The organism is Streptomyces sp. NEAU-sy36 (assembly GCF_013423905.1).
In the GTDB taxonomy this organism is placed as follows: Bacteria; Actinomycetota; Actinomycetes; order Streptomycetales; family Streptomycetaceae; genus Streptomyces; species Streptomyces misionensis.
Genome location: NZ_CP058977.1, coordinates 4,096,056 through 4,108,989, shown reverse-complemented (window position 1 = coordinate 4,108,989; position 12,934 = coordinate 4,096,056). Strand labels below are relative to the sequence as shown.

Below are 12,934 nucleotides of genomic sequence, written 5' to 3'. Positions count from 1 at the left end.
AAGGACGCTTGCCGTGTCTTTCTCCGAAACCCCTGACGTCACCGGCCTGTTCCTGCCGCCGACGACCCGGCTGGGCTGGCAGGCCCTGCTCGACCGCGTCATCGATCCGCCCGACCTGGCAGCCTGCCCGCAATCAGAAGATCCCGTCGGGCCCGACGATCCGCGCCTTCGCTACCACGCCACGATGCGCACCGTGCAGACTCCGGCGCTGAAGAAGGCTGTCGCCGTCGCACGGCGGCTGTGGCTGGTGGGCGGCCCCCGCAGCGAGGGCCCGCTGCACCTGGCCGTCGACGGGCCGGGCGAGACCGGGATGACCACGGTGCTGCGGCAGATCGGCCGGGCCTACGAGGGCATCATCCGTGACCGGCTGCCTGCCGATCCCAAGCGGATCCCGGTCATCCACATCAACACCCCGCTGGCCCCGGGCAGCAAACTGGACATGTCGATCCCGTTCGCCGAGTTCCTGGGCCACAGGCACACCAAAGACCCCGAGACCAGCCAGCGCAGCACCGACATGACCGGCCCCGTCTGCCACGTCATGAAGACCCGCGGCACCCGCCTGGTCCTGGTCGATGGCGTCGACCGGCTGGACAACTCCGAACTGAAGACGGCCTTCGACTACTTCGGGTACATCGCTGCCGAGTGCAACGTGTCCTTCGTCTATTGCGGGCCCGGCTCCCGCGAGATCGTCAACGAGGCCCGGCGCGGCAAGCGGCCTGAACCACCCGACGGCGGTGCGGGCGGCATCCCCACCCTGGCGGTCAGCCCGATCCCCTACAGCGCCGACGACTACGATCTGTTCCACCAGGTCGTCAAGGCCCTCGACCAGGACTTGCGCCTGCACCACCACCGTCCAGGCGACCTGCTCAAACTCGCAGCCCGTCTGCACCGTCGAACCGGTGGTTACATGAAGCCGCTGTCCTATCTCGTCTGCCAGAGCGCGCAGGAAGCCATCGAGACCGGCATCGAGGCCATCACCGAGGAACTGTTGGACAACCAGCTGGTGGGCTGCTTCGACGACGATCCGCTGCGGCCATGGTGACAGAGCAGCGGATGGCGCCGACGCGTGCCGCAGGCTCGCCGGTGAAGGAGCAGCTGCCTGGTCGGCTGGCCGCTTCTGCACCGGAAGCGCCGGCCGGGAGCCGTGGATGCGGCGCCCAGCCGGTGCGGCGCGGTCAAGAGGGCGGCAAGGCGCTGCGATTCGGGCTGGAGAGGGAGACCAGGAGTTCGCGATGGCTCCTGTGCAGCCTCGCCGTCTGCTCATCCTGTCGGCCGCGGGACCGGTCGAGCACTGCCAGGTGGGGACCGACGGGGTGAAAGCCGGCGGTCTGTACGAGGCGGCCGACCGGCGAGTCCATCTCGTCAACGCAGGTGGCGACCACCCGGCAATCCCGGCCGAGGACCTTCAGGGCCTGGGTGGTGAGGAAGGCGCCGAGCCCGAAGCCCCGCCACGCCGGGTCCAGCTCCACGTTGAGCAGGAGAAGTAGGTCACCGTCCTCTCCGACGCCCAGCCGGTGAATCGGACTGTGTGGGTCGTCAACAGCGTCGAAGGCGGCCTCCGCGGTGAGGTCGGCGCGGAATGCGTCGTCGTCGCTGCGCAACAGTTGGGAGTCCTGCCTCCAGCCGGTTTTCACCAGGAGCAGCCGGCCGACCTGCCCCAGGTCCTGTTCTGCCTGGGAAGCCCCTTGCGGCAGGCGGTGGTGCACGCCCACGTGCCAGTAGTGGATGGTGTCCTCAGGCTCGCAGGACGGCAGGCCGCCGGTGGTGCAGGAGAAGTCCAGGATCAAGTGGTCCGGGGAGCCGGGAAGTTGCAGGGGATCGATGGGGCCGATCTGCCGGGCGGCACTGCGGCTTGTTGGGGCCAGCTTCTGCTGAGGCTGGGCTCCGACGCTACGTAGGAGACGCACTTCGTCTTCGCGGATCTCGTGCTCGTGCTCGTCGTAGTCCCAGTCCTCCGCAGTGTCGGGGTCCGGCAGGTGGAGACACTCGGCGAAGTAGCGTGCGTGCTCTGCTGCCGGGATACCGACGGCGAGCGCGGCCTCCATCAGCTGCCGCATGGACTCGCTGCCGCTGTAGTCCGTGTAGTCACGGTCCATGCGCAGGCCCTCGGCGACCATGCGGGTCTCTTCCCTGACGGCCACTGCGCCCGCGGCTGTCATATGCGCATCACACAGGGTTCGATACCAATAGGGCTCGTCGCCGCATCCGGACAGCCGACACAGCTGATACACCCGGGACCAGTAGCCGTGGCCCAGCCGGAAACGCCGAGCGCGCCGCGCGGTCTCGGCCAGGACGGAGCCCTCTTCGTCGTGGCCTTCAAGGCGCAGGGACCTGTCTTTCAGGTCGCTGCCGGAGGAGGTCAGAAGGCCGGCCAGACCGAGGAGGCTGTCGCGGGCCACGGGCACGCCCAGCAGGCTGGAGGTGTAGGTCGTCGTGCCGTCCTTGCACCGGTGGGCGGGCGCGTGCAGGGCCTCGTGGAGCAGCTCCCACACGGACACCGAGCGGGATGCGACGGGGTCGGGGGCGGGCGGACAGGAGGCAGGCAGGGCAGGGGCGTTCACTGGGGTGGTCCTTCGCGGGACGGGGGCGGGAATTCAGACGTGTTGCATGTCGGTACAGGGGCAGTGCGAGCACGGCTCGCCCTGTCCTGCCGGGCCGGGGTGGCACGACCAGTCGTGGCCGCAGGCGCACAGGATGCCGCCCTCGGCGGCGGAGAAGGAGCAGATGTTGCAGGCCGCGCCCTCCGGCTGGGGACGCGAGGAGGAAGGAGAAAGGAGCTGTTCGGGCAGGTACTCAAGCACTTCCCGCGGCAGGGCGGAGCGGCCCTGGTTGAGGATGATCTCGGTCAGCTCGTGGTCGAGCCAGGCCTGGGCGGGATCCGGGGTGTTGGCGATCAGCCAGCTGCGGAACCCGGCCGGCGCGTCGTCCAGGAGCGCCTCGGCTCCCCGGCCTGCCGTCTCCAACACGTGGGCGAGGCGGGAGGTGAGTTCGGCACCGACCTCGTGGCGGTCGGCTGCAGCCTTGCGCGCGTGCAGCAGCACACCGGTGCCGTGCGGTTGGAGGACCAGCTCGTCGGGCAGATCGGCGCCGGATGCCCCGGCCAAGGGATCAGCGTGCCAGGGGCAGGACACGGTCAGGCGGTTGGTGCACCACTCCATGAACGCCATCGGGTCGGCGGTCTGGCTGCTCCATCCCCAGTCGACCACGCAGCCGCACGCCTGCTTCAGCGGTGTCCAGGCGATCTGCACCGCGCGCGTCCTGGCGCTGCGGCGCTGGCTGGCGTCGTGCAGTCCACGCAGCTTGTGGCGCGGCTTGTTCTTCTTCGTACGTCCCATGGATGCCCCTGCTTCGTCACGGAGATCACCGGCCCGTGTGGCTGGCTCTCTCAACCAGGGCAACGACCCATGAGACGAAGAGCTGTGGATGTGATCGCCTTCTCGCTATTTCGTGTGATGGTCGAGCATTCACGCGATCCGATGGGCAGGCCTATGACGTACTCCCTGGGCAGGATCCGCTTGCCCCGGCGGTCCGGGGCGTCTACGTAGGGATGACGCCGCGTCAACCTTTCGCCGCGATGACGGGTTGACGCTCCAGGGAACCCCCCTTCATCATCACCGGTGGGATGCCTTGTCACCGCGGCCGCTTCGGGGCCGCGGGTCGGCAGCGGTGTCATGGCGGCGGCCTGTTCCGCCGGGGTGTGACCGCGACGAGGGTCCGGCCGGAAGGCCACGCCCGAGGACACGGGTCCGCATCTCATCCGTGCGGATGAGATGCGACGGCACCGTCACATGCGGCGCGGGCTGTTCGTTGGCACCAGGGCACTCGGCCATGCGGGCCGGGCGGAGGTAGTACGCGCGGTGCGTCGGCGGTCTTTCATCATCGAGTGCCGACCTCGTCGGCCTCAGGGGCGACGGCCGCTGCCTGGATGTGACGCTCGTGCACTGCAAATTCTCATCCGAACCCACTCCCGGCCGGCGGTTGGAGGATCTGTACGAGGTGTGCGGCCAGGCCATGCGCGGCGCCAAGTGGCGATGCAAGGACGCCCTCCCGCTGCTGAATCACCTGCACAGACGGGCCCTCCAGTACGCCCAACGCACAGGCGGCGTCTCGCCCTACGAAGTCGGCGAGCCCAAGGACCTGTTCGCCATCCGCGACCAGGCCCGCCTGCTGCGGCCCCGCTTCCACACGGTCATCGCCCAGCCCGGTCTCCAGGCCGGCGCTGCCACCGACGAGCAACTCCTGTCGCTCGTGGGCGCGGAGAAGTTCGTCCGGGACACCAGTGCAGGCGACTTCACGGTCTACTGCAGCCGGTAGGCAGACCGGCGGGGCACGGCAGGCGGCAGGCTCGGCTCAGCTGCCGTCCTGCCCACTGGCCTGGGCGGCCGCAAGCGCGGCCAGGTCCGCCAGGTCCATGCAGAACTCCTCGTCGTCCCGCACCCAGCCGTCACTGCCCAGGCCGCCTGATGACGTCCGTGCCCGGGTCGTCAGATCGGCCAGGACGTCGGGAAGGTCACGCAGACCGCGCAGCACGTGCGTCCCGTTGCGCGGCCCGGCTTTCGACCGATCCATCAGATCAGCGATCTCCCGGTCGGGAACGACGACATGGCAGTAGGGAACAGCAAGGCTCACCGCGTCGATGTCGTGAACCGTGTTGAGGTTCCAGGTCCTGGCCGCATTGCGGAACAGCTCCACCTTCACGTCGACGGCGATCCGCACCGACGGGATGCGGTCGGCGAATGCGACCATGCGGCTCCGGGACGCCTTGGGGCGAGCCGGATCAGCTCCGGTGGCTCGCAATAGGTCCAGCCGGTACTCGGCGAACAGGTCGCGCAGGAGTTCGTAGTGTTCGTGGATGATTTCGCGGGCCTGGACGCGTACACGCAGTTCGGCGCGGCTTACGGGATCGCCGGCCAGCAGATCGGCGAAGAACGTTTCCCAGCCGAGCCTGTTCTGGTTGACCTTGTGGACTTCCTCGGGCCGGTATCCCCGTCGGCGCAGGTCCGGGAGGTCGGCATCCTGCGGTCCCGCCAGGAGTTGGTACTCGGTGAACTGGGCGGCCTTGTGCAGGACGTCAGACATCCCTGGCATTGAAGCCGGATCGACGGGACCGGACGGCCCGCGCAGTTGCGGCATCAGGCGCTTGCCGGCGAACGCCCAGCCCACGCCGATGCCCAGGGGCTGGGGAGGCGTGGGTTTGAATGCCGGCCGGCCGAAGCTCAGGTGCATGGCCTCAAGGAACTGGTGGCGCAGCAGGATCCTGCCGGAGCACAGGCTGCGGCAGTGCGAGATCGAGGCCATCGTGCGGGCCAGGTCTGTCCTCTGGCGGGGGTGAGTGATCCGGGCGGTCTCGTGGTAGTGGGTGGCGGACAGGGGGAAGACGACGCCGGCCTGGCTGGCCTGGCGCACGGCGGCGAGCACGTGCGGGTCGGACGGTTCGCGCGGTTCGCCGATCGCCGCGCTCGCCAGGCGGACCCACACCCACTGATCCAGGTAGACCGAGGGCCTGGTTGTCTTCAGGCTGACCGATTCCGCGGTGTTGGTCATCCTGCCTCCCCGGCGCTTGGGGTGTGCGTGTCCGCGGTGCTGTGCCAGCCCAGTTGCGTCACCCTCTGGAGTGATGGTGCCATTCGGCACTGACATCGGCTCGCCGTTTTCTTGTCGGTGGCCTGAGCCGCCCCGCGGCACAGGTTCCGGGGCCCGGTTGAGGCGGGCGAGCAGGCTGTCGGCAGACCGGTGCGCCCTCGTAGGCACGGAGGCATCGTCGGCGGCTCCGTCTGAGCGCATTGCGACGGACGCAGTCGTTGCGGGCATTGGGGAACACCCCGGGGATGGGGGTGTTCCCCAACGGTGGTGCTGTCAGGGCTGGGTGACGGTGAGGGTGCGCTGGTCGAGGTCGAGGTGGACGGTGCCGCCGTTGTGGTCGCGCAGCTGGCGCCACGCGGTGTAGCCGGTGAGGATGGCGTGCTCCCAGTCTGCGGCGCGGCAGATGCTGACCTCGAGGTGGGCAGTCATGTGGCCGATGGTGGCGAGGAGTTCCTGGTCGATGTGCTTGATGTCGGCGAGGTAGCGGTGGCGGGCGGCGTAGGAGAAGACAAGGGCGGAGATGCCTTCTTCGATGGCGATGGCTCGGCCGCCGTCTTCGGCTTCGTCGGCGCGGGGGTCGCTTTTGCGTTTGCGGCCCAGCAGGAAGCGGGTGACGGGGGACCATCCCAGCACGGTGGCGTGGGCGAGGTGGAAGATGTCGTGGAAGCGGTAGCCATCTTCGACGTGGGAGGCGCTGGTGAGCGGGTCACCGGCGGGGGTTCCGTCTTCCCGGGTGAGGATGACAACGGTGCGGCCGTCGTCCTTCTTGGTGGGCGTGAAGGTCAGTGTGGTCTGCCGGGGCAATCGCTCGTGGGCGGGAAAGCCGGCGTCGAAGGGGGCGTGCTCCTCGTGGGGGGTGGGGCGCCAGCGGTCCTTGGTCTTCTCCAGGTTGGCGGCGGCCACGTCGTCGAGGTCGAGTCCGAAGCGGTGGGTGAGAGCGGCGATGTACCACAGGACGTCGCCGAGTTCTTCGCGTAACTGGTGCTTGCCCTGCTCGAAGGCCGGCCCGTCGCGCAGGAACTTCTTGTAGGCGGTGGTCAGGGATCCGACCTCGCCGGCGAGGCCGAGGAGGGGGACGAGGACGGGATCGGTGCCGTCCGCGGGAGGTTGGAGAGTCTTGACGGCCGCTTCCTGGTAGCGCTTGAAGTCCACACTCACACCTGTCTGATCTTGGGACAATCCCGTTGGCTTTCCTGACAACATGTCGTATGCTACGACAGCGTCGTTGGAAATGCAGACGATTGGGGAGAGTTGTCGAACACCGACACACCGAGCATGGACGACATCACCTCGGTCGTCATCGACTTCCTCGCCGAGTACGAGGGCGTCTCGCCCGACGAGCTCCGCTCCGAACTGGAGCAGGGCGGGCGGGAGTTGCCCGTGGACTCGCTGCTGGTGGTCGAGATCCTCACACGTATTGAAGAGCGTTACCACGTCGCCATTCCCGCAGACCGGGAAGCGGCCCAGGCCACCCGGTCGGTGGGGGCCTTCGCCGCGGCGGTCCTGGACGCCATCGATGAAAGGCAGCAGTCATGACCCCTCCCCCGGACAGCCGTGACCGCGATCCCGAGCTGGTGCGGCTCGGTGAACGGCTGAAGAAGACCCGCGACTATCTGAACATGTCCCAGCAGTTCGTCTCGGACTCCACCGGCATCCCCCGCTCGGCCATCAGCGACATCGAGCGCGGCGAGCGGCGGGTGGACAGCCTGGAGCTGAAGAAGCTGGCGCGCCTGTACCGGCAGCCTGTCGCCTATTTCCTGGCCGAGGAGAAGGACGCCGACGCCGGCGAGTACGCACTGGCCGGTCTGCCGCGGGCGCTGGCCCAGCTCACTGACGGGGATGCAAAGACCGTGCTGGAGTTCGCCGAGTACCTCACGCTGCGGCGCGCGGCAGAACGCGAGGAGCAGGACGTCGACGGCGGGAGTCCGAGGGCGTGAACTGGGTCTTAGCACACCGGATCGCGTCGATCGCCGCCGTCCAGGCGCACCGCGACCTCGGTATCGACCGCACGCAGTACGTCCACGTGCACCGGGCGCTGGGAGCCGCGGACGTGATCGGGATGGCGCAGCCGATGCCCCGGCTGTTCGGCGTGTACTTCTCCCCCGCCGACCAGGGGCCGGCGGTGATGCTGAACGCCTCGCTGAACGCCATCACCCAGCGGCACACGGCCGCGCATGAGCTGGGGCATCACCGGCTGGGCCATCGCACCGCGGCCGATGAGGAGCTTGATCCCGCGCTGCGCTGGGGCAACGGCAGCTGGCCCGAGGAGGAGAAGACGGCGGAGGCGTTCGCGGCGTGGTTCCTGATGCCCCTGCCAGCGGTGCGGGCGGCCCTGGAGCGGATCTGCGGGGGCCGGCCGTCGCGTCCGGAGCACGTCTACCGGGTGGCGCGTGAACTGGGTACGTCGTACGCCGGGACGGTACGCCACCTGGTCAACCTCCGGCTGTTGGACGCCGACCGGGCCGGCCAGTGGTCCAAAATCCCTCCTGCCGGCCTGCGCAGTGCGCTGGCGGGCGGGGCCTCGCTGCCCGCGCACGCCCAGGTGCACGTGATCACGGCAGCCTCCGCCGGGCAGACGGTGTACGCCGACGGGGGCGATGTGCTGGTGCTGCACCTGGACGACGCGGTCTTCGACGTCCTGCCCAAGGGGCTTGAGCCGTGGACCAGTGACGGCGCGACGCCGCTGACGAGCGCCGTGGTGACCGACGAACTCCCGCCGGGCGAGCAGGGCCTGATCGAGGTCGCGGTGCCGACGCACGGCGCCGCGCTGCGGCTGACGGTGGTGCGCGAAGCCCCGCGTGCCGGGGTCGACGAGACCTGGCCCGCCTGAACCCGACTCCCCGGATCGCACCCGTATGTGTCAGGAGGACTGATGCACACCTTCACCGTGACCGAACGCGACGTCACCCAGGCCTGGGTCGCAGCCTGCAACAAGCTGGACCGCAAGGACAACCCGGACCGGACCGGTCTGCACACGGTGGTGCGCATCGCCGACCCGACGAGCGACGACCCGGTGTTCCGCGCCGAACTGGACCGGCTGCGCACCGGTCGCGGGCTGTGGCCGCTGGAGACCGTGGCCAGCACCCTATTCCCCGGGGCCCTAGCGGCACGGTGCGCCAGCCCGGATGACCTCGCCGAGCGCTACCGGCGGATGTATCCGGTGATCAAGCGGTACCCGGGCAATCACCGCGGCACGTACTTCGGCCGCCTGGTGTCCTACCCTGCGGTGTCCAAGAGCGGCGTCGACCAGCTCGGCACCGTCATCAGCCGCCTGCGGGCCCAGGCCGCGGGCACCAAGATAGCCGCCGCGTACGAGATCGACGTGGCCGCAGCCACAGACACAGACACAGACACAGAGGAGGATGGCGCGGACCTGCTAGTCCACACAGCCGGGAAGGACAACAGCTACATCGGCTTCCCCTGCCTGAGCCACATCTCCCTCCAGCTGGACCGCGACCGGCGGGTGCACGCCGCGGCCCTGTACCGCAGTCACTTCATGTTCGAGCGCGCCTACGGCAACTACCTCGGCCTGGGCCGCCTGCTGGCCTACATCGCCCAGCAGGCCGAACTGGCCTGCGGGACGCTGACCGTGGTGGCCGGCCACGCCCGGCTGGACGGCCCCATCACACAGCTGCGCCCCCTGCTGACCGGCACCAGCCGCCTGGCGGCATGACGGCAGCCGCCGCAAGGCGGCCGACGTCGCATGCGGCAAGCTCACTGTCCGGGCGGGCCGTTGAGCTGCCACTTGGGCGGGAACCAGGCCGGCATCGCGTCGGCCTGCTGCCGGTAGGTCTGCTTGATGCGGCTGCGGCCGCTGATCCCAGCGATGTCCGGGTGGGCGACCCGGGCGTACTTGTCGACCTCGCAGAACAGGTTCTGACAGTCGATCAGCTGCAGCGGACGTCCGCGCAGTCCCGCAAAGGCAAGGCCCAGCCGGGCGAAGTGCTCGTCCTGGGTATCGGCCATGTAACGGATGACGTCCGCCTCGATGCCGTCCGCCCCCGCCCCGAAGCACTTGCGGATCCCGTCGCGCGCCCCGGGCCCGGCAACGACGAAGTCCATCTCCGAAAACGGCATCGCGGCTGCATAGTTGAGGTCGATCACGAACTGGTAGGCCAAAAACGGCCCGATCGCCGGGAAGCCCAGCAGGACCTGGTAGGCGTCCTGCAGCGTCGGCGCTGACAGCACGCGCTGCGGCGCGTCCGCCTTCATCATCATCTCCAGCAGCCGCAGGTGGTTCTGGTGCTTGCGCTCCTCTCCGAGCTGCGGCGGGGGCACGATGTAGGCGGCCGAGTACAACCGCTGCCCCGCGGTGAAGGCCTGTGAGAGCACCCGGTCAAAGGCCCGGTAGTCGTAGGTGTCCCACCGCACCTCTCCCAGTGCGCCGTTCAGCAGCCGCCATGTCGACGTCTTGTTGAAGATCTTGAACAGCAGGGTCCGGAAGAAGACTTCCTCCCACACCTGCTCGCCCCGGTAGATCACGCCACCGATCAGGTCCTGGCTGACCCGGTCGGCGGCCCTGAAGCAGTTGGTGAAGCGGTGTCGCTGCAGGATCGGATCGTCCGTGAACGGTCCCGCTCCCCCGGCAAGCCGTGCCTCGTAGACCTTCTGGCGCGCCGCCGCGAAGCGCCAGTAGGTGTCGAACACCGGCGTCAAGGTCAGCGTGCGGCCTGCCACACGGATCTTCCTCGCCGGGTCGCGGTCTAAGGCCTTCTGCTCTGAACGCTCTTGCAGCACCGTCACCATGGGTTCAATATATATTCGATATAGATGGGGGGCGGCGAGGGGGACGTGTGGAATTGCTGTGGCAGCGTCCACGACGCAAGACGCTGGTCGACTGGCCGGAGGACGTGGACACGAGGCTGGACGTCCTGGTCCGGGCCGCGGCCGCGGCCGGGGAGCAGACGTCGCGTTCGCAGGTGCTGGCCGCACTCGTGACGGCGGCCGAGGCCCGTCCCGCCGTCATCGCCGAACTCCTCCACTCCTACCGTCAGATGCCCGCCGACGCCCTCGAAGCGGACAACGCACGCGAGGACCTGCCGTCCGTACGCTCTCCCGGACGCACCCGCGGCAGAAGATGACGCCGAGTCAGTTCCGGTTTCTCACCCGAGTCCCTTCGGTGACCCGGTCAACGCCACCACACGCCACCAGGTCACGGCTGCATGCGCCGTCCCTCGACACGCGGCCGATCGGATGTCCCGCAGGCCTGGGCCGGTTACGCAAATGCCCTGACCACCGTCGCCGAGAACAGAGCTAGATGGGCCTCCAGGACGACGGGCTCGGCGCCTGGTGTGCTCCGGGCGGCGCGGTGCCGGTACAGGGCGAGACGACGTGGTCGTTCCTGCATCGTGTCGCCGTCTGCTATGGCCTTGAGGTGGGCGAGCTGCTGGCGTGGGGGTGGTGGCAGTGGGTAAATCCGGTCACCCAGAGCCGTCGCCGTCCGGATGGCGAGGTGCTCCTGAACGTCACAGCCCAGGCACAGGTCGCGGCGTGGGCCGGGGTCCCGGTTGCGCATCTGGCGCGGGCATTGCCGTCATGGAGGGCCGGTCCGGCGTCCTTCGGTGAGCGGGCCGTTGCGGATCGGGGATGGGCACGGTGGCGGGTGGGAGCTCAGGCATGGGGGCCGGTGTCGTTCGGCTGCGGGCTGTGCGCCGCCCGGCGCAGCGGCCGGATGGAGCGGGTATGGCGGTACGGGCAACGGTGGAATCGGGTGTGTTCCCGGCACGGCCGGTGGCTGCTGGACGTCGGCGATGGCCACGCCCTGGAGTATCTGGACGTGAGCGGGTGCCGAGAGCTGGCTGCCGCCCAGGCGCGGTGGCCGCGGGTGGCCCGGTGGGCGGCGAGCACGGGTGCAAAGCCGGGTGCTGTGTTCGCGGTGGCCCGGGCGGTGGTGTGCGGGTGGTGGCAGCAGGAAGCATTCTGGCAGCGGGAGCAGGTGTGGGGTCAGCGCCTTGAGCGGGTAACTATCGACACCAGCCGCAGAAACGAGGCGGCGTCGCAGTGGCTGGCAGCGTGGTGGCGGCTAGTCGTGCGGGACGCGGTTGTCTTCCCCGAGGTGGTGGCGGTGGCCGCCGCATTGGTGGATCCGGCCCTGCGGCTGCTGGTGACGGATGAACGGCCGCTTGTCCGCCGGTCCCGGCACCATGACCGTTTCGTGACCGCGCTCGGAGACCGGCTGAAGCGCGGCTGGCTGAAAGAGGTGGAGCGGCCGGAGAGACCGAGCGCCCTGCAGGCATGGATGAGGGGCCTGGCCCGCGAGCTGCGCTCACCGTCGCCGTCCGATTCGGCACACAGCGGGATGTGGCGGGTACAGGCGGCCCACCAGCCTGCCGAAGTGGGGATGGGACTGCGCCTGTTGGCTACCACTCCCCCAATCACCGTCCGGCGGCACGCCGGGTCGGCGGGGTGGCGGGCCGAGTTGTGCGTGCCTCGGCGCATGGGGCAGGGCGCCGGGTTGAAGGCCGTTTCCCAGGAGCGGTTCTGGGAGGGCCTTGATCACGCGCGCAGGTATATGGCCCGGCATGGGCATCTGGCCGTCCCGCACGCCGGCGCCCCACAGGGCGGGTTCGACCTGGGCCGATGGCTGGCGAATCTGCGCGCCGCGTCTGCCGGCTTGCCGCCCGAGTACGTGCGGGTGCTGGCGGAGCTGGACGTGTGGTGGAATCCGCCCTGGCCGATCAGCTGGCAGCGGGCCTGGCACCGGGCCCGTGCTCACACTCTGGCCCACGGCCCCGTCAGCGGTGGTGACAATCTGGCGGGGCTACCGCGCTGGCTCGACCGGTGGCTGCGCCGCCAGATCACCGACTACTCCCAGCTGGCCGCGGAACAACAGCAACTGCTCGCCCAGCTCGGCCTCACACCCGCCGAGATCGACCGCTTCCACGCCTGGCCCGCACGACGCCGCAGCGTGATCCACGGCCTGGAGGCCGCTCACGACTACGCGGCCCGCCACGGCCACCTGGCCGTCTCCCAGCCCACCACCCACGACGGGTTCGCCCTGGGCAAGTGGCTCAACCTGCAGCGCCACCGTCAACGCGCCGCCACCCAGCCCACGCGTCTCGGCCGGCAGCTCACTGCCCTGGACACCTGGTGGAACCCGCCCTGGCCACTCAACTGGCAGCGGTACTACTGGGCCGCCCGCCATCACCTCCACGGCCTGCCCGACGGCGTGGTGTGGTGGCCCGGCAGACCAGACGAAGACCAGACCCGGCAGTGGCTGCACGAGCAGCAGGCCTCATGGCAGCACCTGCATTGCAAGCAAAGGGAGTTGATACGCAGCCTGGCAGCGGACACATCATGCACAAGCCGCCGAGGTTCCTGATGATCGCCTCGATCCTCCGTACGGCGTGCC

13 protein-coding genes are annotated in these 12,934 nt (G+C 69.3%); 8 read left to right on the top strand and 5 right to left on the bottom strand.

Translation table 11 applies throughout. The features are described 5' to 3' along the window. Positions 1-13 precede the first annotated feature (13 nt). Complete coding sequence (locus tag HZZ00_RS18775; protein ID WP_180333272.1) at positions 14-1,042, top strand: AAA family ATPase; 1,029 nt, start codon at positions 14-16, stop codon at positions 1,040-1,042. A gap of 133 nt (positions 1,043-1,175) precedes the next feature. Here the strand turns inward: HZZ00_RS18775 and HZZ00_RS18770 are convergent, their stop codons facing one another. Continuing rightward, the gene (locus tag HZZ00_RS18770) at positions 1,176-2,492 is read right to left on the bottom strand and encodes a hypothetical protein (protein WP_180333271.1); all 1,317 of its coding nucleotides are present in this window, start codon (positions 2,490-2,492) and stop codon (positions 1,176-1,178) included. A 102-nt stretch (positions 2,493-2,594) separates the two neighbouring features. Next, positions 2,595-3,335: a hypothetical protein gene (locus HZZ00_RS18765; protein ID WP_180333270.1), complete on the bottom strand. Its 741-nt coding sequence runs from the start codon at positions 3,333-3,335 to the stop codon at positions 2,595-2,597. 643 nt (positions 3,336-3,978) lie between these two features. On the opposite strand from HZZ00_RS18765, the gene HZZ00_RS18760 reads away from it, so the two are divergent. After that, entirely contained in the window at positions 3,979-4,314 is a 336-nt protein-coding gene (locus HZZ00_RS18760) for a hypothetical protein (RefSeq protein WP_180333269.1), read from the top strand. Positions 4,315-4,350: 36 nt separating this feature from the next. On the opposite strand, the gene HZZ00_RS18755 is transcribed toward HZZ00_RS18760, so the two are convergent. Next, positions 4,351-5,544 carry a hypothetical protein gene (locus HZZ00_RS18755; protein ID WP_180333268.1) on the bottom strand — a complete coding sequence of 398 codons (1,194 nt, stop codon included), beginning with the start codon at positions 5,542-5,544 and terminating at the stop codon, positions 4,351-4,353. Between the two features lie 312 nt (positions 5,545-5,856). Beyond that, the gene (locus tag HZZ00_RS18750; protein WP_257585894.1) at positions 5,857-6,735 is read right to left on the bottom strand and encodes a nucleoside triphosphate pyrophosphohydrolase family protein; all 879 of its coding nucleotides are present in this window, start codon (positions 6,733-6,735) and stop codon (positions 5,857-5,859) included. A gap of 123 nt (positions 6,736-6,858) precedes the next feature. Here HZZ00_RS18750 and HZZ00_RS18745 point away from each other — a divergent pair, with 123 nt between their 5' ends. Genes HZZ00_RS18745 through HZZ00_RS18730 form a run of 4 tightly spaced genes read left to right on the top strand, consistent with a single transcriptional unit; the run spans position 6,859 to position 9,256 of the window. Further along, on the top strand, positions 6,859-7,119 hold the full coding sequence (locus HZZ00_RS18745; RefSeq protein ID WP_180333266.1) for an acyl carrier protein: 261 nt from the start codon (positions 6,859-6,861) through the stop codon (positions 7,117-7,119). Further along, positions 7,116-7,520, top strand: a complete 405-nt coding sequence (locus tag HZZ00_RS18740) for a helix-turn-helix domain-containing protein (RefSeq protein WP_180333265.1) — start codon at positions 7,116-7,118, stop codon at positions 7,518-7,520. Before HZZ00_RS18745 ends, HZZ00_RS18740 begins: the two co-directional genes overlap by 4 nt. After that, positions 7,517-8,413, top strand: a complete 897-nt coding sequence (locus HZZ00_RS18735) for an ImmA/IrrE family metallo-endopeptidase (RefSeq protein ID WP_180333264.1) — start codon at positions 7,517-7,519, stop codon at positions 8,411-8,413. Before HZZ00_RS18740 ends, HZZ00_RS18735 begins: the two co-directional genes overlap by 4 nt. Before the next feature lie 42 nt (positions 8,414-8,455). Then, positions 8,456-9,256 (top strand): hypothetical protein, encoded by an 801-nt coding sequence (locus HZZ00_RS18730; protein WP_257585892.1) that lies wholly within the window; start codon positions 8,456-8,458, stop codon positions 9,254-9,256. Positions 9,257-9,297: 41 nt separating this feature from the next. Here the strand turns inward: HZZ00_RS18730 and HZZ00_RS18725 are convergent, their stop codons facing one another. Then, the gene (locus HZZ00_RS18725; protein ID WP_219014054.1) at positions 9,298-10,329 is read right to left on the bottom strand and encodes a nucleotide kinase domain-containing protein; all 1,032 of its coding nucleotides are present in this window, start codon (positions 10,327-10,329) and stop codon (positions 9,298-9,300) included. Between the two features lie 47 nt (positions 10,330-10,376). Here HZZ00_RS18725 and HZZ00_RS18720 point away from each other — a divergent pair, with 47 nt between their 5' ends. Next, on the top strand, positions 10,377-10,664 hold the full coding sequence (locus HZZ00_RS18720; RefSeq protein ID WP_180333262.1) for a hypothetical protein: 288 nt from the start codon (positions 10,377-10,379) through the stop codon (positions 10,662-10,664). Between the two features lie 176 nt (positions 10,665-10,840). Further along, positions 10,841-12,904, top strand: coding sequence for a helicase associated domain-containing protein (locus HZZ00_RS18715; RefSeq protein WP_180333261.1), 2,064 nt, complete (start codon positions 10,841-10,843; stop codon positions 12,902-12,904). The last annotated feature ends 30 nt before the right edge of the window (positions 12,905-12,934 follow it).

What these genes read in the sequence shown, in the direction of transcription:
- HZZ00_RS18755 (WP_180333268.1), bottom strand. Translation starts at nt 5,544, where the DNA reads ATGACCAACACCGCGGAATCGGTCAGCCTGAAGACAACCAGGCCCTCG.
- HZZ00_RS18715 (WP_180333261.1), top strand. Translation starts at nt 10,841, where the DNA reads ATGGGCCTCCAGGACGACGGGCTCGGCGCCTGGTGTGCTCCGGGCGGC.
- HZZ00_RS18740 (WP_180333265.1), top strand. Translation starts at nt 7,116, where the DNA reads ATGACCCCTCCCCCGGACAGCCGTGACCGCGATCCCGAGCTGGTGCGG.
- HZZ00_RS18730 (WP_257585892.1), top strand. Translation starts at nt 8,456, where the DNA reads ATGCACACCTTCACCGTGACCGAACGCGACGTCACCCAGGCCTGGGTC.
- HZZ00_RS18725 (WP_219014054.1), bottom strand. Translation starts at nt 10,329, where the DNA reads ATGGTGACGGTGCTGCAAGAGCGTTCAGAGCAGAAGGCCTTAGACCGC.
- HZZ00_RS18745 (WP_180333266.1), top strand. Translation starts at nt 6,859, where the DNA reads ATGGACGACATCACCTCGGTCGTCATCGACTTCCTCGCCGAGTACGAG.
- HZZ00_RS18765 (WP_180333270.1), bottom strand. Translation starts at nt 3,335, where the DNA reads ATGGGACGTACGAAGAAGAACAAGCCGCGCCACAAGCTGCGTGGACTG.